General features: G+C 69.5%; 16 protein-coding genes and 1 tRNA gene. 9 read left to right on the forward strand and 8 right to left on the reverse strand.

The genetic code is table 11. The features are described 5' to 3' along the window. The first annotated feature begins 33 nt into the window (after positions 1–33). Complete coding sequence (locus AC1DVI_RS23540) at positions 34–855, forward strand: hypothetical protein (protein ID WP_476960029.1); 822 nt, start codon at positions 34–36, stop codon at positions 853–855. 369 nt (positions 856–1,224) lie between these two features. On the opposite strand, the gene AC1DVI_RS23545 is transcribed toward AC1DVI_RS23540, so the two are convergent. The 5 genes from AC1DVI_RS23545 to AC1DVI_RS23565 form a co-directional block, all read right to left on the reverse strand. Next, positions 1,225–1,299: transfer RNA gene (locus tag AC1DVI_RS23545), tRNA-Gln, on the reverse strand. 79 nt (positions 1,300–1,378) lie between these two features. Continuing rightward, positions 1,379–3,478 (reverse strand): hypothetical protein, encoded by a 2,100-nt coding sequence (locus AC1DVI_RS23550; RefSeq protein WP_476960030.1) that lies wholly within the window; start codon positions 3,476–3,478, stop codon positions 1,379–1,381. Further along, the gene (locus AC1DVI_RS23555; protein ID WP_476960031.1) at positions 3,475–6,210 is read right to left on the reverse strand and encodes a DUF4159 domain-containing protein; all 2,736 of its coding nucleotides are present in this window, start codon (positions 6,208–6,210) and stop codon (positions 3,475–3,477) included. The genes AC1DVI_RS23550 and AC1DVI_RS23555 overlap by 4 nt, the downstream gene beginning before the upstream one ends. A 168-nt stretch (positions 6,211–6,378) precedes the next feature. After that, a complete protein-coding gene (locus tag AC1DVI_RS23560) occupies positions 6,379–7,278 on the reverse strand; it encodes a DUF58 domain-containing protein (RefSeq protein ID WP_476960032.1) in 900 nt (299 codons plus the stop codon). 10 nt (positions 7,279–7,288) lie between these two features. Continuing rightward, positions 7,289–8,332 (reverse strand): AAA family ATPase, encoded by a 1,044-nt coding sequence (locus AC1DVI_RS23565; RefSeq protein WP_376998767.1) that lies wholly within the window; start codon positions 8,330–8,332, stop codon positions 7,289–7,291. Positions 8,333–8,534: 202 nt separating this feature from the next. Here AC1DVI_RS23565 and AC1DVI_RS23570 point away from each other — a divergent pair, with 202 nt between their 5' ends. Genes AC1DVI_RS23570 through AC1DVI_RS23585 form a run of 4 tightly spaced genes read left to right on the forward strand, consistent with a single transcriptional unit; the run spans position 8,535 to position 11,346 of the window. Then, positions 8,535–9,107: a DUF1285 domain-containing protein gene (locus tag AC1DVI_RS23570; protein ID WP_476960033.1), complete on the forward strand. Its 573-nt coding sequence runs from the start codon at positions 8,535–8,537 to the stop codon at positions 9,105–9,107. Beyond that, a complete protein-coding gene (locus tag AC1DVI_RS23575) occupies positions 9,104–9,778 on the forward strand; it encodes a CoA pyrophosphatase (RefSeq protein ID WP_476960034.1) in 675 nt (224 codons plus the stop codon). The genes AC1DVI_RS23570 and AC1DVI_RS23575 overlap by 4 nt, the downstream gene beginning before the upstream one ends. Positions 9,779–9,791: 13 nt before the next feature. Next, a complete protein-coding gene (locus AC1DVI_RS23580) occupies positions 9,792–10,082 on the forward strand; it encodes a DUF6111 family protein (protein ID WP_454016957.1) in 291 nt (96 codons plus the stop codon). Positions 10,083–10,107: 25 nt separating this feature from the next. Then, entirely contained in the window at positions 10,108–11,346 is a 1,239-nt protein-coding gene (locus AC1DVI_RS23585) for a CCA tRNA nucleotidyltransferase (protein WP_476960035.1), read from the forward strand. 10 nt (positions 11,347–11,356) lie between these two features. Here the strand turns inward: AC1DVI_RS23585 and hemF are convergent, their stop codons facing one another. Together hemF and AC1DVI_RS23595 are read right to left on the reverse strand one after the other, a co-directional pair. Continuing rightward, positions 11,357–12,244 (reverse strand): oxygen-dependent coproporphyrinogen oxidase, encoded by an 888-nt coding sequence (gene hemF / locus AC1DVI_RS23590; RefSeq protein WP_476960036.1) that lies wholly within the window; start codon positions 12,242–12,244, stop codon positions 11,357–11,359. Between the two features lie 20 nt (positions 12,245–12,264). Continuing rightward, positions 12,265–12,738, reverse strand: coding sequence for a tRNA (cytidine(34)-2'-O)-methyltransferase (locus tag AC1DVI_RS23595; RefSeq protein ID WP_476960037.1), 474 nt, complete (start codon positions 12,736–12,738; stop codon positions 12,265–12,267). Between the two features lie 256 nt (positions 12,739–12,994). Between AC1DVI_RS23595 and petA the strand changes: the two genes are divergently transcribed. From petA to AC1DVI_RS23615, 4 genes are all read left to right on the forward strand, one after another. Then, positions 12,995–13,564, forward strand: a complete 570-nt coding sequence (gene petA / locus AC1DVI_RS23600) for a ubiquinol-cytochrome c reductase iron-sulfur subunit (RefSeq protein ID WP_109469495.1) — start codon at positions 12,995–12,997, stop codon at positions 13,562–13,564. A 29-nt stretch (positions 13,565–13,593) separates the two neighbouring features. Next, a complete protein-coding gene (locus tag AC1DVI_RS23605; protein WP_149167068.1) occupies positions 13,594–14,862 on the forward strand; it encodes a cytochrome b in 1,269 nt (422 codons plus the stop codon). Continuing rightward, on the forward strand, positions 14,862–15,626 hold the full coding sequence (locus AC1DVI_RS23610) for a cytochrome c1 (protein WP_149167069.1): 765 nt from the start codon (positions 14,862–14,864) through the stop codon (positions 15,624–15,626). Before AC1DVI_RS23605 ends, AC1DVI_RS23610 begins: the two co-directional genes overlap by 1 nt. 120 nt (positions 15,627–15,746) lie before the next feature. Further along, positions 15,747–16,298: a DUF924 family protein gene (locus AC1DVI_RS23615; protein ID WP_476960038.1), complete on the forward strand. Its 552-nt coding sequence runs from the start codon at positions 15,747–15,749 to the stop codon at positions 16,296–16,298. Here AC1DVI_RS23615 and AC1DVI_RS23620 read toward each other — a convergent pair. Then, the gene (locus tag AC1DVI_RS23620; protein WP_476960039.1) at positions 16,273–16,827 is read right to left on the reverse strand and encodes a response regulator; all 555 of its coding nucleotides are present in this window, start codon (positions 16,825–16,827) and stop codon (positions 16,273–16,275) included. The genes AC1DVI_RS23615 and AC1DVI_RS23620 overlap by 26 nt on opposite strands. Positions 16,828–16,919 lie beyond the last annotated feature (92 nt).

Here is a 16,919-nt window from a genome sequence, read left to right on the forward strand (position 1 = left end):
CTCGGCCTCGCCGTTTGATGAGGGAGGCAGTCCGTGCCATTCACTCGTGCTTTGGCCTATGCGGTCTACACGCTGTGGGTTTCGGTTTGTGCCTTCGCCCCAGAGCTCCTTTGGCAAGGGTTCTTGCTGATGCGCGGCCATTTTGGCGCCGCGGAGCTGTTTTCCGCGCTGTTCATCGGCACGCTCTTTGCCTTTTTCGTGGAACCGCTGGTGGAACGGCTCAAGGCCGGGCGGTGGCGTTTGGCGCACGCGCCATCCGGTGGAATGCTGCTTGGCGTTCTGGTGTCGCTGGTCTTTGGGATTGTCGTCGTGTGCATCCACGAAGCGATGATTGCCTATCTCGGTGCTGAGCACGCTGGTGACGAAGCCAAGCGAGCCAGTTTGGCAAGAGCGATCGACAGCGCCTGCGAGTGGGCTTCCATTCCAGCAGCGATCACGGCCGCCTGGTTCGCCGTGGGTACGTCTCGCCGGCTTGCTCTACCGGCGACGGGCTTCGCGTGCGTCTGGATTGTCATCATCGGCCACTCTTACGGGTGGGGGTGGCCGATCGTGATGACGAGCGCCGTGCCGGGCTTTCTGATTGCGCTGCTTGGCAGCAGAATCGTGCTTCGCCAATGGGATGCGGGCACCATTCCGGCGTTGGCGCAGCTCACAGCGTGGGTGGCAGGGAGTTGGATGCTGCTGGCCTGGGGAATTCAGGCGGGCTCCGCAATGATCGACAGCCCAGGCTTGCAGCTTTACACGCCGGAGGCGTTCTACGAGGATATTCGCTTCTACCTTGGCTGGTGCTTGGGGCTTTTGGTCGCTCCCAATCCGGTGCCGGACCATGCGTCGCAGACCGGTCACGCAACCTGAACGACCAGCGGCTTGCGGTCCAACTCGGACTCCCGGATATCCGCATCGTGCGCAAGCTGATCAATTCGCATCGGAACCGGTTGGCTGGCTTGGGCCGGATCGTGAACGTCGCCGCTGGCGAAGGGGGATGATTCGGCTGCAGCGCAGCTGGTCGCTTGATTCGCTCAACATCGCCCCTCTGGCCCAGATAACCCGAAACCGGGCTTCCCCGTGTGCACATGGTGTGCACAAGAAATTTTCGTACAAAATTGGAAAGTGAGAATTCTGAGGGGGTTCTATTACCTTCTGTCCTTCAGTGCACAGTCTGGTGCGCACGAAAAAGGACCCCAACCAACTCGAAAAAAAGAAAACAAAATCAGTGAGTTAAAGTGGCTGGGGCGCCAGGATTCGAACCTGGGAATGGCGGTACCAAAAACCGCTGCCTTACCGCTTGGCGACGCCCCAACCGAACGGCGCGATCAGCGCCGGAAGGGTCGGGACCATAATCGGAAACCCGACCCGATTGCAACAGCTTCGTTGACCCTTACCGCCCCTCGCGACGCCACGCCATCAACAGCGCCCCCAGCGCCAGCGCCAGCACCGCGGCCACGGGCAGCAGCGGCACCTCGGACACACCCGTCACCGTGAAATCGCCGTTGGCGCGCAGGCCGATCCAGTCGTCGCCGCTCTGCGCCCGGTCGGGGCGGGTGCGGCGCACGTCGATGCCGGGGCGCACGCCGCCCTCGGTGTCGGAAATCCAATGCACGCCGCCGCCGGTCTCCTCGGCGACGCCCGACAGGCGGTCGCCGGTGGAGCGCACGTCGGCCAACTCCGGCGGGTTGACGGCGCCGACCACGGCCAGGGCCGTGCGCTCGCCGTCGGTGATGCGGTAGATGCCCGGCTCGCCGGCGACCACGGTGGCGCTGGCGCGGCCCGTGCGGTCCTCGGTCATCTCCAGCGTCCGGGTCTCGTCGGAGGGGGTGGTGAGGGTGATGCTGCGCGGGTCGGGCTCCAGGGAGCGGCGCTCCACGGTGATGCGGTTGCCGTCCACATGGGCGCGCAGGTCGTTCTCCTCCAGCTCCGGCTCCTTCATCAGCCAGTGGGCGAGGCGCCGCAGAAGCTCGGCCTGGGGGCCGCCACCCTCGAAGCCGCGACTCCACAACCACATCTGGTCGGACGCCAGCTGCGCCACCCGGCCCTTGCCGACGCGGTCGAGGATCAGCAGCGGCCGGTCGTCGGCCCCGTTCATCACCACCGCGCCGTTGCCCGGCACGACCTCCACCTGATGGAACCAGCGGCCCCAGCTCGGTTCGCCGTCCGGGCGGTCGCCGGGCAGCCCCGCGGTCACCGGGTGGCGGCGGCCGACCTCCGTTACGGTCGGCTTGAAGGGGCGGTCGATGGCCTGGCCGGTCGGCTCCGCCGGCATCACCTGGCCCAGCGGCGTGCGGAACAGCGACAGCGGCGTGGCGTAGCCCTGGCCGGACGCCTCCAGCAAGGCGCCGCCCTTCTGCACGTACTCGGCGATGTTCTCCAGATACATCTGCGGCAGCACGCCGCGCCGGCGGTAGCGGTCGAAGATGATCAGGTCGAACTCGTCCAGCTTGATCTCGAACAGCTCGCGGATCGGGAAGGCGATCAGCGACAGCTCGCGGATCGGCGTGCCGTCCTGCTTCTCCGGCGGGCGCAGGATGGTGAAGTGGACGAGGTCGACCGACGGGTCGGCCTTCAGCAGGTTGCGCCACGTCCGCTCGCCGGCGTGCGGCTCGCCGGACACCAGCAGGACGCGCAGGCGGTCGCGAACCCCGTTCACCACCACGGCGGTGCGGTTGTTGGCGAGCGTCAGCTCCTGCCGCGCCGCCTCGACCTCCATTTCCAGCACGTTCTGGCCGCCGTGGTTGACCGGCAGCTCCATGTGGAAGTCCTGCCCCACGGGCACGCGGATGGTGCGCGGCGGCCCGCCGTCCTGGCGCAGAGTCACCGCCGCGTCGGCCGACTGGCGGCGCGGCATGTCGTCGACCCGGATGGTCAGCTCCACCGGCTTGCCGACAAGGCCGTAGGCCGGCGCCTGGACGATGGCCAGACGGCGGTCGCCCTCGTCGCGGTTGCCGGTCAGCAGCGTGTGCACCGGGCCGATCTCGGCCAGCCGGGCGAGGTTTTCCGGAACGTCGTGGACCTGCCCGTCGGTGATCAGCACCGCCCCTGCCATGCGGCGGCGCGGCACGTCGGCCATGGCGCGGTTCAGCGCGTCGAACAGATGCGTCTCGTTGATGGCGGAGGCGCCCGATTCCGCGTCGCCGGCGCGGACCACCCGCAGTTCCAGGTCATCGAAGGCCTTCAACCGCTCGGTCAGGCGCTCCAACTCGGCCTCGGCGCGGGCGCGGCGGTCGCCGACATTCTGGCTGGGCGAGGCGTCGAGCACGACGACAGCCACGTCCTTGATCGGCTCCCTCTTCTCCTGCACCAGCGACGGGTTGATCAGCGCGAGTGCCAGCACCGCCACCGCCAGCGCCCGCAGCCAGACTCCGCGCGCCCGGCGGAAGACGGCCAGCGCCAGGATCGCCAGCGCCACCACGAACAGCGGCACCAGGAAGACCCAGGGCAGCAGCGGCGCCAGTGCGATGGAGGTTCCGTCAAGCAGGGTCACTGGCCGAGCCTCTCAAGGATCGCGGGCACATGGACCTGATCGGCTTTGTAGTTGCCGGTCAGCGCGTACATGACGAGGTTGACGCCGAAGCGGTAGGCCATCTCGCGCTGCCGCTCCCCGCCGGGGACGACGGCGTAGAGGGGCTGGCCGTTGCGGTTCGCCGCCCAGGCGGCGGCCCAGTCGTTGCCGCCGATCAGCACGGGAGACACGCCGTCGTTGGCGCGGCCCTCGCGCGCCTCGATCCACAGATTGCCGCCGTTGTAGCGGCCGGGAAAATCGTTCAGCAGGTAGAAGGACTTGGTCAGCACGTGGTCGGGCGGCACCAGGGCCAGCGGCGGAATGTCCAGCCCCTGCACCATGCCCTGGAGCGCCTGGTTGCCGCCAACGGCACCCGCCGACTGGTCGCGCGTGTCGAACAGGATGGTGCCGCCGTTGCGCATGTACTCGTTCAGCCGGGCGCGGGCGCGGTCGCTCAGCGCGCTCTGTCCGCCGGACACCGGCCAGTAGAGCAGGGGGTAGAAGGCCAGCTCGTCGGTTTCCGGATCGACGCCCACCGCCCCGGCGGCCTCCACCGCGGTGCGGCGGGTCAGCACGTCCACGAGGCTTTCCAGACCGGCGCGCGAGGTGTCGTCCACCGTACCGTTCCCGGTGCGCACATAAGCGAGGTAGGTTTCCGCCGTCACCTTGGTCGACCGCGCGTCGTCGGCGCGGGCGGGGGACCAGGGCACTGCGGCCATGGGAAGCGCCGCGCCCAGCGTCAGCAGGACCGCGGCGGCGGCCCCAGCGCGGCGACGCTTGTTGCCGAAACGCAAGCCGCCGAGCAGGCCGCGCAGCATCAGGGCGATCAGCAGGTCGATCATGGCGAGCGACAGCGCGATGCCGAGCAGCGCCGGCTTCAGCGCCACCTCGCCCCGCGTGCCGTAGGGGCCGCGGGCGACCCCGCCGGGCATGGCGCCCAACGGCTCGATCCGCGTCAGCGTGGCGGTCAGGTTCAAGGCGCGGCGGGCCTCCTCCGTGCCGTAGAAGCCCGGCGGGTGGCGCGGACCGATCACGTCGGCCCCGGCGTCCCCGGCGATGGGGAAGGCGGCGGCCGGCGGCGGCACCAGCCGGCCGAAGCCGTCCAGCACCTCCAGCGGCTCCAGCGTGCCGCCATGGGCGCCGCCGGCGACGCCGCCGCTCAGTGTCACCAGACGGCGCAGCATGTCGACGAACAGGCCGGACATCGGCAGGTTGGACCATTCCGGGCTGGCGGTGGTGTGGACGAGCACGATGTAGCCGTCTCCGCGCTTTTCCGAGGTGACCAGGGGCGTGCCGTCCTGGAGCCGCGCCCAGGTGCGGTCGGCGAGGTCCAGCGCCGGCTCGGCCAGCACCTGCCGCGAGACGGCGACGTCGTCGGGAATGTGCAGTCCGACGAAGGGACTGCGGCCATCGAAGGGCTGGAGCTTCGCCGGCTCCGACCAGGACAGGGCGCCGCCCAGCGCGCGGTCGCCCAGGCGCAGGCGCACCGGGACCAGACGGTCGGGATTTTGGGCCAGCCGCGGCCCGGCGAAGCGCAGCAGCACGCCGCCCTTGCGCACCCAGTCCTCGATGGTCTGGGCCTCCTGCCCGGTCAGGGCGCCGATGTCCGACAAGACCAGCACGGCGAGGTCGCGCTTGAGAAGCTCGTCCGGCTCGCCGCGCCGCACCTCGTTGTAGGGGGCCAGCGCCCGTTCCAGATAGTGCAGGTCGGACAGCAGCGGCTGGTTCTCGCCGTTGGCGCGGCCCGAGGCCAGCCCGACCGGGCGGCGGCGCCAGCGCTCGTCGAGGAGGACGGTGGCCCCGGCGGTGGTGTCGTTCTCCACGCGCAGGCTGGCGGCGTCGTTGCGCAGCTCCGCCGGCACCTCGAAGCGCACCTCGCGGGTGAGCTGCCCGGTGTCGAAGGCGACGGGTTGGCGGGTCAGCAGGCGGCCGTCGGCGCCGGACAGGCGCACGGTGACGCTTTCCGGACGGGAGGAGTCGGCGCGCACCACGCGGGCGGACAGGCCGGAGCCCTCCGACGACGGGGGAAGCAGCAGGTGGGGAGGCTTCTCCGCGGAATCGTCGAGGATCTCCAGGGAGCCCATGCGCTGCAGCGTCTCGGCGAGGCCGCGGGCGGTGCGGTCTCCGATGCCGTCCGACAGCCAGACGGTGTGGGCGGAGCCCCGCGCGGCGAGGCCGCGCACCGCCTCCAGCGCGCTGGCGCGATCGGTCGGCCAAGGGTGCGGCTCCAGCGCCTGGATCAGGCGGCGGGCTTCCGAGGCGGGCAGGGGCGGGCTGGCCTTCACCGCCTCGCCGCCGGCGGGCCGGGCGGTCGGCAGCAGGACGACCGGGCGGTTCTGCCGCTCCGCCTGCGACACCAGCTCCTCCATGGCGGCGCGGCGGCTCGTCCAGTCGCGGCCCGACGCCCAGCCGTTGTCGACCAGAAGCAGCAGCGGACCGCTGCCCGGCAGGGCGGCGCGCGGGTTCAGCAGCGGCCCGGCCAGCGCCAGGATCAGCAGCGCGGCGACGATCAGGCGCAGGATCAGCAGCCACAGCGGGGTGCGGGCGGGAGTCTCCTCCCGCGCCGTCAGGTCGCGCAGCAGCCGGATGGCGGGGAAGCGCACCACCCGCGGGGCCGGCGGCGTGACGCGCAGCAGCCACCACAGCACCGGCAGGACGGCGAGGGCGGCCAGCACCCACGGGACGGCAAAGGCGATCGGTCCGAAACCCAGCATCGGCGTCTACGCTGTTGGAGGATGAAGAATCGAGTGCGATGCAATTGCCCCCACCCCGACCCTCCACCGCTTTGCAGGGGAGGGAGACTTCGCCCTCCCCTGCGTGAGCGGGGGAGGGAGGGGACCCATGCGGAGCATGGGGAGGGTGGGGGCAACGCGCCGCCCCACCTAAACCGCCTCGCGCGCCAGGGCGCCCCACAGCCCGAGCAGAGCGGTCTGGGGCGGCCGGTCGGTGCGGTGGACGGCGTAGGTCCAGCCGGCGGTGCGGGCGAGCGCGTCCAAGCCGTCCTGGTGGGCGCGCAGCCGCTCCAGGTAGGTCTCGCGCACCGCCTCAACCCGCGGCACCAGCAGTTCCTCCTCGCCTTCGAAGCCTTCGAACTCGACGCGGCCCTCGTAGGGCAGGGTCTCCTCCGCCGGGTCGAGGATCTGCAGCAGATGGCCGCGCACGCCGCGTCCGGTCAGGGCGGATACGGTGGCGTGGATCTCCGGCAGCGGCGACAGCAGGTCGCCGACCAGAACCACCTGGGCGTGGCGGGGCAGCGGCTCGGGCTGCGGCAGCGCGTCGGGGGAATGGGCGTTGCGCGCGTCGGTCATCTGACCGGCCATGCGGTTCAGGGCGAACTTGCCATGGTCCGGGCGCTGGCCGGAGTTCAGCAGGCCCACCCGTTCGCCGCCGCGCACCAGCAGGACCGCGGTAGCGAGGGTCAGCAGGTCGGCGCGTTCCCGCTTGGTCGGCAGGCTGTTGACCGAGCGGTAGTCCATGGAGGGCGAGCGGTCGCGCCACAGCCAGACGGTCTGGGCGGCCTCCCACTCGTTCTCGCGCACATAGACCGGCTGGGTCTTGCCGGACTGCCGCCAGTCGATCATTTGCGGCGAGTCGCCGGGCTGGTAGCGACGGAACTGCCAGAAGGTCTCGCCCAGCCCGACGCGGCGCCGTCCGTGCACGCCCTGGGCCACCGTGGAAGCGACGCGCTCCGCCGCGACCAGAAGCGGCGGCAGGGTGGCGGCCAGCCCCTCCGCGCGCTGCTGCGCCCGCAGGGTGGTGGCGCCTAGGGTGGGACTGGCCATCGGCGGGTCCTTACGACAACGGGGCGCAGAGGCGGTTGATGATGTCGTCCAGCGTGATCCCGTCCGCCCGCGCCGCGAAGTTCAGCGCCATGCGGTGGCGCAGCACGGGCTTCGCCAGGGCCACCACGTCGTCGAGCGACGGCGCCAGCCGCCCGTCCAGCACCGCGCGGGCGCGGGCGGCGAGCATCAGCGCCTGGCTGGCGCGCGGGCCGGGACCCCAGGCGACGTGGCGCTGCACCTCCGGCAGGTCGGTCGCCTCCGGACGGCCCCGCCGCACGAGGTCGAGGATGCCGTCCACCACCCCTTCGCTGACCGGCACGCGGCGGACCAGGCGCTGCGCGACCTGGAGGTCGGCGGGGGAGAGCACCGTCACCGCCTGCTCGTCCAGTGATCCGGTGGTGGCGATCATCATCCGCCGCTCGGCGTCGCGGTCCGGGTAATCGACGTCGATCTGCATCAGGAAGCGGTCGAGCTGGGCTTCCGGCAGCGGGTAGGTGCCTTCCTGCTCCAGCGGGTTCTGGGTGGCCAGCACGTGGAAGGGCTGAGGCAGGGCGTGGTAATGGCCGGCGACCGACACGCGACGCTCCTGCATCGCCTGGAGCAGGGCGGACTGGGTGCGCGGGCTGGCGCGGTTGATCTCGTCGGCCATCAGGAGCTGGCTGAACACCGGCCCCGGAATGAAGCGGAAGGAGCGGCGGCCCTGCTCGTTCTCCTCAAGCACCTCCGACCCCAGGATGTCGGCGGGCATCAGGTCGGGCGTGCACTGGATGCGCTTCTCGGCGAGGCCCAGCACGGTGCCCAGCGTCTCGACCAGCCGCGTCTTGGCGAGGCCCGGCACGCCGATCAGCAGCACGTGGCCGCCGGCCAGGAGCGTGATCAGCGTGAGGTCGATGACCTCCTGCTGACCGAAGATGATCCGGCCGATGCGGTCGCGCACATGGGTCAGCCGGCCGCCCAGCGCCTCGATCTCCGCCATGAGCTGGTGCGGGTTCTCGCCGGCGGGAAAGTTCTGGCCCGGATTGGCCCCCGGATTGACGGCGTCGGTTGCGCTCACGTCTCTGCTCCCGTTTAAGACCATGCACTCTGGTGGGCACTCTGGTGGGCAATCATGACCACTCAATCATGACCGCTGGGGTCGAAACGGCCATCGTGGCAAATCCGCCAGTCTGGACCTATGTGACGAGTATGGCGAAATTACGTTGCGCGGCCAGTTCCCTCTGCCCCCCTCAGGCTCGAAAAAGACGAGAAGGCTAGCGATGAAGGTCGGCAATGACGGGGCGAATGACAAGCGCCCAATTGAAACGCTCTCAGGTGGGGAAAACGTCGAAAGCCTGCCCCTGACCGCAAGGGAGCAGCGGTTCGACATCCGCATCGCCCGCGATGGCACCTGGTTCCACGAGGGCGACCCGATCCGGCGGATCGAGCTGGTCAAGCTGTTCGCCACCGTCCTGCGGCGGGACGAGGCGGGCGACTTCTGGCTGGTCACTCCGGTTGAGCGCGGGCGGATCGTGGTCGAGGACACGCCGTTCGTCGCCGTGGAAATGGCCGCAAGCGGAAGTGGAGACGAACAGGTCCTATCTTTCCGTACAAATTTAGACGAATGGGTCGAATGCGGACCGGATCATCCGATCAGGGTCATCCACAATCCTGAAAATGGCGAACCGACGCCCTATATCCTCATAAGAAACGGGCTCGAAGCGCGAATTCTCCGGCCGGTCTACTACGAAATGGTGGACCGGGCCGACACGCGCGGCCATGATGGTGAGGCTGAGGTGGGGGTATGGAGCAAGAAGGTCTTCTTCGCGCTGGGCAGGCTGCCTGGCGAGTGAGTCTCGACGAGATCCGCAAGCGCTTTCCGGGAAGCGCCGCCGCCGGCCTGCGCCCCATGAAGGTGCGCGGCGACCACGATCTGAATCCCGGTTTCGAGCCCTCCCAGGGCAAGCTGCGGGAGGCCGCCGTCCTGGTGCCGCTGGTCGACCGTCCGGAGGAGTTGACGGTCATCTTCACCCAGCGCACCGCCAACCTGACCGCCCATGCCGGGCAGATCAGCTTTCCTGGCGGGCGGATGGAAAGCGACGACCGCGACCCGGAAGACACCGCCCTGCGCGAGACCGAGGAGGAGATCGGGCTGGGACGCGACCGCATCGAGGTGCTGGGGCGGCTCGACACCTACGTGACGCGCACCGGCTTCCGGGTGATTCCGGTGGTCGGGTTGGTGCGCCCGCCCTTCCAGGTGACTCCCGACCCGACCGAGGTGGCGGAGGTGTTCGAAGTGCCGCTGGCCGCCATCCTCGATCCGACCAACCCGCAGCGCCACAGCCGCGAGTTCCAAGGCGCCCGGCGCTATTTCTACGCCTTCCCCTACCAGCAGCGCTTCATCTGGGGGGCGACGGCGGGGATGCTGGTGAATCTCTGCGATGTCCTGCGCGCCGAGGGCTTGGGGGGCGACTGCCTGGGAAGCGATCGTCTGGGCGATCGCTCCGCCGGCGGACCATCGTAAGGCGGACGGCGCGGTGCTGCGGATCTTCCTGACGGTCATCCTGCCCCTGGTCCTGCCCACGGTCGGCTATGCCCTGTATGTGCTGGTCGTCGAGCGGCGCCGCCGTGAGGCGGAGGAGGCGCACAGCCCGGCGCCGTGGTGGGCGACCGCGCCCTGGCCCTGGCTGGTCTTCGCCGGGGTGGCGGCGATGGCGGTGACTCTGGGCTCCGTCGCCCTGACCAGCGGGGTGGCGCCGCACACGCCCTACACGCCGGCCCACCTCGAAGACGGGCGGGTGGTCGGCGGCGGGCCATCTGGCAATTGAGCGTTTTGCGGGCTAGCCTGCCGCCATGACCGTCAACGCCCGCATCGCTCCCCAGCCCTGGATGGTCGCGCCCGAGACGCGCGCCGTGTTCGACGCCCTCGCCGCGGGAGGGGCGGACGCGCGCTTCGTCGGCGGCTGCGTGCGCGACGCGTGGCTGGGCCGCAAGGTCAAGGACATCGACATCGCCACCCACGCTCCGCCGGAGCGGGTGATGGAATTGCTGAAGGCCGCGGGCATCGGCGCCATCCCCACCGGGATCGAGCACGGCACCATCACCGCCGTGGTGGGGAAGGCTCATTACGAGATCACCACGCTGCGCCGTGATGTCGAGACCTTCGGTCGCCACGCCCGCGTGGAGTTCACCGACGACTGGCGGGAGGACGCCGCCCGGCGCGATCTGACCATGAACGCGCTGAGCTGCACGCTGGACGGCTGCGTCTACGACCCCTTCGGCGGGCTGGCGGACATGGCCGCCGGGCGGGTGCGCTTCGTCGGCGACCCGCGCCAGCGCATCGAAGAGGACGTGCTGCGCCTGCTGCGCTTCTTCCGCTTCCACGCCCATTATGGACGCGGAGCGCCGGACGAAGCGGCGCTGGCCGCCTGCGCGGAGATGGCCCCCCGCCTGCCCACGCTGTCGGGGGAACGGGTGCGCGGCGAACTGTCCCGCCTGCTGGCGGCGGCCGACCCGGCGTCGGTCTGGGGGTTGATGATCCGGCTCGGCGTGATGGCGCATCTGCTGCCCGATGCGGTGCGCACCGCTCCGCTGGACGGCCTGGTCCGGCTGGAGCATGACCTGGACGAGCCGCCCGACGCCGTGCGCCGCTTCGCCGCCGTGCTGGACACCGACCGGGCGGGGGCGCTGGCCGTGGCGCAGACGCTGCGCCTGTCCAACGCCGACCGCGACCGCCTCGCCGCACTGACCGAGCCACCGATGGCCGTGGCTCCCTCCGACGGGCCGGTGAAGCGGCGGCAGGCGCTCTACCGGCTGGGCGACGCCGGGCTGTACCGCGACCTCGTGCTGCTGGCGGCGGTGGACGCCCCGGGCCCGGTGGCGCTCGACGCGGTGAAGGCGGCGCTGGCGACCGCGGACGATCTGCCGTCCCTGGTCCTTCCCATCGCCGGGCGCGACCTGCTGGCCATGGGGATGCCGCGCGGCCCGGTGGTGGGCGCGTTGCTGAAGCAGGTCGAGGCGTGGTGGATCGCCGAGGATTTCCGGCCGGGACGGGACGAGTGCCTGGCGGAGGCGGGGCGTCGTTTGGGGTGAGGTGGCGCCGTTACGGCCACTTCACCTCGGGCGGCATGCTCATCAGGATGGCCTCGGTGTTGCCGCCGGTCTTCAGGCCGAAGGTCGTCCCGCGGTCGTAGAGCAGGTTGAACTCGACGTAGCGGCCGCGGCGGATCAGCTGGTGCTCGCGCTGCTCCGGGGTCCAGGGGCGGTTCATGTGGCGGCGGACCAGGGCGGGGAAGACCTCCAGGAAGGCCAGCCCGACGTCGCGGGTGAAGGCGAAGTCAGCCTCCCAGTTCCCGGAATCCAGGTTGTCGTAGAAGATGCCGCCGACGCCGCGCGCCTCGCCGCGGTGCGGCAGGAAGAAGTAGCGGTCGCACCATTCCTTGTAGCGCGCGTAGCAGGTCGGGTCGTGGCGGTCGCAGGCGTTGCGGAAGGCGGCGTGGAAGTCGGCGGTGTCCCGCTCGTCGGGCACCATCGGGGTCAGGTCGGCGCCGCCGCCGAACCAGCCGATGCTGGTCACGATGTGGCGGGTGTTCATGTGGGTGGCCGGGACCAGGGGCGAGCGCATGTGCGCGACGAGGCTGATGCCCGACGCCCAGAACCGCCCGTCCTCCGCGGCGCCGGGGATGTTGGCGCGGAACTCCGGGCTGAAGGTGCCGTGCACCGTGGAGACATTGACCCCCACCTTCTCGAACACGCGGCCGCGCATCACCGACATAACGCCGCCGCCGCCCTCGCCGCCGCCATGGTCGGGGCGCTGCCAGGGCTTGCGCTCGAAACGGCCCGCCGGCAGGTCGGAATGGGTGCCGGTCAGCTCGTCCTCGATACGTTCGAACTCGGCGCAGATGCGGTCGCGCAGTTCGGCGAACCAGGCGCTGGCCTGGGCCTGCCGGCCGGTTCTGATGTCCATGGCGTCGGTGGAGGGGGTGGTCATGGGCGGGCGTCCGGCGTCGGTCAGGGCAAAGGAAGGGGCGAGGGTCTCGGCAATGCGGCCGTCTGCCGCAGGGCTTCACCCAACACCATCGCGGCACTCAGCGCAACATTCAGCGACCGGGCGGGCGGCATCAGGGGAATGACCAGACGGGCGTCGGCGGCCTCGTGCACCGCGTCGGGCACCCCGGCGCTCTCGCGCCCGACCATGATCCGGTCGTCCGGCGCGAAGGCGAACTCCGTATAGGGAACGGCGCCGCGGGTGGTCAGCAGCACCAGCCGCCCGCCCTGCGGCAGTGCCCGGTAGGCCGCCCAGGAGCTGTGCCGAACCAGGGCCAACTGGTCGATGTAGTCCATGCCGGCCCGCCGCAGCTTGCGGTCGTCCAGCACGAAGCCGCAGGGCTCGATCAGGTCCAGGGGCACCCCGAGTCCCGCCGCCAGACGCATCAGAGTCCCGGCGTTCTGGGGGATGTCCGGTTCGAAGAGAACGAGGTGCATGAAATTCCCTTTTGGTTCAGCGATGTCTAATGGTGCACTGCAAAGCGCGACAAGTTGTCCCGATGACAAAACCTTTTCAAGGCGTTGCCGCGACTGTATACCGCACCCCGGATACCCGGGAGATACAACCCCGGTCGACGCGGCGCGCACCCACCCACCCAGTGAGCGGACATGCCCGTCAAGTCGTGATAAACACTGGTCCACGTGTCATAGGGCGCTTCGGCGCGCCGCGTATGCCTTGAGGAGATTAACGCTTATGGCTCAGACCACGCATCCGCCCGGGACGGGTGGCCACGCGGCCCCCGGCGGCGAGGGGGCTTCCCGCCGTGATTTTCTCTACCTCGCCACTGGGGCCGTGGGTGCCGTTGGTGTCGCGTCGGCCGTCTGGCCGTTCATCGACAGCATGAACCCGGCCGCCGACACCCTCGCGCTGGCTTCGATCGACGTGGATCTGGCCCCGGTCCAGGAAGGCCAGGCGATCACCGTCACCTGGCGCGGCAAGCCGGTCTTCGTCCGCCACCGCACGGCAAAGGAGATCGAGGAGGCCCGCACCGTCAACCTCGGCGACCTGCGCGACCCGGCCGCCGACGACGCCCGCGTCAAGAAGCCGGAATGGCTGATCGTCGTCGGCATTTGTACGCACTTGGGCTGCGTGCCCCTGGGGCAAAAGCCGACCGATCCGCGCGGCGACTACGACGGCTGGTTCTGCCCGTGCCACGGCTCGCACTACGACACCGCAGGGCGCATCCGCAAGGGTCCCGCCCCGGCCAACCTCGTCGTTCCGCAGTACGCTTTCACGAGCGACACCGCGGTCCGGCTCGGCTAAGCGGCCCTTAAGGTTCTGGAGACCCCAAGATGGCTCAGGCTCACGCCCCCCAGTTCAAGAATCCCGTCGTGAAGTGGATCGACAGCCGCCTGCCGATCTTCACGATGCTGGACCATGAGTACAACCAGTATCCGATGCCCCGGAACGTCAACTATCTGTGGGCGTTCGGTGCCATCGCCGGCATCATGCTGGTCATCATGATCGCCACCGGCCTCGTGCTGGCGATGCAGTATGCCGCGCACACGACCATCGCCTTCGATTCGGTCGAGCGCATCATGCGCGACGTCAACTACGGCTGGCTGCTGCGCTACGTCCACGCCAACGGCGCGTCGATGTTCTTCATCGCCGTCTACATCCACATGTTCCGCGGCCTCTACTACGGCTCCTACAAGGCGCCGCGCGAGATCCTGTGGATCCTCGGCGTGCTGATCCTGCTGGCCATGATGGCGACCGCCTTCATGGGCTACGTGCTGCCGTGGGGCCAGATGAGCTTCTGGGGCGCCACCGTCATCACGAACCTGTTCTCGGCCTTTCCGCTGGTCGGCGACCCGATCGTGACCTGGCTGTGGGGCGGCTTCTCGGTCGACAACCCGACGCTGAACCGCTTCTTCGCGCTGCACTTCCTGCTGCCGTTCGTGCTGCTCGGCCTGGTCGTCCTGCACACCGCCGCCCTGCACGTCTCCGGCTCCAACAACCCGCTGGGCATCGACGCCAAGGGCCCGCAGGACACCGTGCCGTTCAACCCTTACGTCACGGTCAAGGACGGCTTCGCGGTCGTCGTGTTCCTGATCTTCTACGCGGGCTTCGTCTTCTTCGCCCCGAACTACCTCGGCCACCCGGACAACTACATCCCGGCCAACCCGCTGGTCACCCCGGCGCACATCGTTCCGGAATGGTACTTCCTGCCGTTCTACGCGATCCTGCGCGCGATCCCGGACAAGCTGGGCGGCGTGCTCGCCATGTTCGGCGCCATCGCGGTGCTGGCGGCCCTGCCGTGGCTCGACACCTCCAAAGTGCGCAGCTGCAAGTTCCGTCCGATCTACCGCCAGTTCTTCTGGATCCTCGCCATCGACGCCCTGGTCCTGGGCTACGCCGGCGCGATGCCCGCGGAAGGCGTGTGGCTGCTGGTCGCCCGCATCGGCACGGCCTACTACTTCTTCCACTTCCTGATCCTGCTGCCGCTGCTGGGCAAGCTGGAGCGGCCGCTGCCGCTTCCCGCCAGCATCTGCGAACCGGTTCTGAAGGGCGGTGGCCGCGTTGCCGCCGGCGCCCACGCCAAGCCCATGGAGAAGGCATAATGCGCTCTCTGAAGTCTGCCATCCTCTCCGCGGCCGTCGCCCTGGGCCTGGCCGGCGCCGCGCAGGCGTCGGAAGCGGTGCACATTCCCAAGCAGGAGTGGTCGCACAGCGGCGTCTTCGGCACCATCGACAAGGCCTCGGCGCAGCGCGGCTTCCAGATCTTCAAGGAAGTCTGCGCGACCTGCCACTCGGCCAAGCTGGTCCCGATCCGCACGCTTGCGGGCATCGGCTTCAATGAGGACGAGTTGAAGGCGATCGCCGCCGGCTACGAGGTCCAGGCCGGTCCGAACGACGCGGGCGAGATGTTCATGCGTCCGGGCATCCCGGCCGACCGTTTCCCGTCGCCGTTCCCCAACGACAACGCCGCCCGGGCCGCCAACAACGGCGCCCTGCCGCCGGACCTGTCGCTGATGGCGAAGGCCCGCGTCGGCGGCGAGGACTATCTCTACGCCTTCCTGACCGGCTTCGAGGAGAACCCACCGGAAGGCGTGACCCTGATGCCGGGCATGAACTACAACAAGTACTTCCCGGGCCATCAGGTGGGCATGCCCAACATCCTGATGCCGGACGGCGTGACCTACGCCGACGGCACCCCGGCGACGGTGCAGCAGCAGGCCCACGACATCAGCACCTTCCTGACCTTCATCGCCGAGCCGCACATGGATGCGCGCAAGCAGATGGGCGTGAAGGTGATCCTGTTCCTGATCGTGCTGGCCGGCCTGATGTACGCCACCAAGCGCAAGCTGTGGAGCACCCTGCACTGAGCCGCATCGACGGCCCGGTGTGGATGATCGAGACTGGACAGGGCGCCTTCGGGCGCCCTGTTCTTTTATGGCCGAGGATTTCTTTACCGACGACCCCATTCCCAGGCGAAGGTGGTGCAGATGACCGACAGGCTGATCGACGAGATCGTGGATTTCTGGTTCGACGAGGCGATGAAGCCCTACTGGTTCCGCCAGTCCGACAGCTTCGACCGGACGGTGCGCGACACGCTGCTTCCCCATCACGAGGCTGCGGCGGCGGGGCGGTACGATCATTGGCTGGAGGATGTGGACGGCTGTCTGGCGCTCTGCGTCCTGCTGGATCAGGTGCCGCGCAACGTCTTCCGCGGTTCGCCGCGGGCCTTCGCGACCGACGGCAAGGCGCTGGCGGTGGCCCGCCATGTGGTCGAGCAGGGCTATGACCTCGAATGCAGCGAGGACGAGCGGATCTTCCTCTACCTGCCGTTCGAGCATCAGGAGGACATGGACTGTCAGGATCTGTCCTGCACCCTGTTCCGGGAACGGGTGAGCGATCCGGAGGTCGTGGATTACGCCGAACGCCACCGCGCGGTCATCGCGCGCTTCGGCCGTTTTCCCCACCGCAACGCCGTCCTCGGCCGCGAGACGACGCCGGAGGAGGCGGAGTTTCTCAAGGAGCCGGGCTCGTCTTTCTGACGGTCTCGCCCTCCGGCATCCCGGGATCCAGCCAGCGCTTCAGGGCGGCCAGCAACTCGGGGCGGCGGACCGGCTTGGGCACGTAATCGTTCATGCCGGCGAACACGCAGCGGTCGCGGTCCTCGGCGAAGCCGTGGGCGGTGACCGCGATGATCGGCACCATGGCGCGGGGGCCGGTCATCGCCCGGATGGCCAGGGTCGCGGCGATCCCGTCGACGTCCGGCATGGCGACATCCATCAGCACGGCGTCGTAGGGCGTTTCCGCCATGGTGACGGAGGCGATGGCCTCCGCCCCGCCGTCCGCGGTGTCCACGGTGAAGCCGACCTTTCGCATCAGCGCCGCGGTCAGCAGCCGGTTGGTCGGGCTGTCGTCCACCACCAGCAGACGCCCGCCGCGCGCCATCGCCCAGGCGATCAGCCGATCTTCCGTGGGCGATGATGACGCGGTCAGCGAGACCGGCGCGCTGTGCGGCGCCGGTTCGATGTGGCGGGTGTCTTGCGGCTGCCGGTGCAGAATGTTGTGGTTCACGACGAGCCTTTGGCATTTTGCAAATCAATTTGCGCCGGACCGCCGCAAACTCCCGGTTTCCCGAGGGGGTAGGATGGCCGGCCTGCCCATGC

Source organism: Azospirillum sp. P4_B5 (genome assembly GCF_056402275.1).

Excerpts from the sequence above, each read along its gene's own strand:
- AC1DVI_RS23555 (WP_476960031.1), bottom strand. The coding sequence starts at position 6,210 with ATGCTGGGTTTCGGACCGATCGCCTTTGCCGTCCCGTGGGTGCTGGCC.
- AC1DVI_RS23560 (WP_476960032.1), bottom strand. The coding sequence starts at position 7,278 with ATGGCCAGTCCCACCCTAGGCGCCACCACCCTGCGGGCGCAGCAGCGC.
- AC1DVI_RS23570 (WP_476960033.1), top strand. The coding sequence starts at position 8,535 with ATGAAGGTCGGCAATGACGGGGCGAATGACAAGCGCCCAATTGAAACG.
- AC1DVI_RS23585 (WP_476960035.1), top strand. The coding sequence starts at position 10,108 with ATGACCGTCAACGCCCGCATCGCTCCCCAGCCCTGGATGGTCGCGCCC.
- hemF (WP_476960036.1), bottom strand. The coding sequence starts at position 12,244 with ATGACCACCCCCTCCACCGACGCCATGGACATCAGAACCGGCCGGCAG.
- AC1DVI_RS23595 (WP_476960037.1), bottom strand. The coding sequence starts at position 12,738 with ATGCACCTCGTTCTCTTCGAACCGGACATCCCCCAGAACGCCGGGACT.
- petA (WP_109469495.1), top strand. The coding sequence starts at position 12,995 with ATGGCTCAGACCACGCATCCGCCCGGGACGGGTGGCCACGCGGCCCCC.
- AC1DVI_RS23605 (WP_149167068.1), top strand. The coding sequence starts at position 13,594 with ATGGCTCAGGCTCACGCCCCCCAGTTCAAGAATCCCGTCGTGAAGTGG.
- AC1DVI_RS23610 (WP_149167069.1), top strand. The coding sequence starts at position 14,862 with ATGCGCTCTCTGAAGTCTGCCATCCTCTCCGCGGCCGTCGCCCTGGGC.
- AC1DVI_RS23615 (WP_476960038.1), top strand. The coding sequence starts at position 15,747 with ATGACCGACAGGCTGATCGACGAGATCGTGGATTTCTGGTTCGACGAG.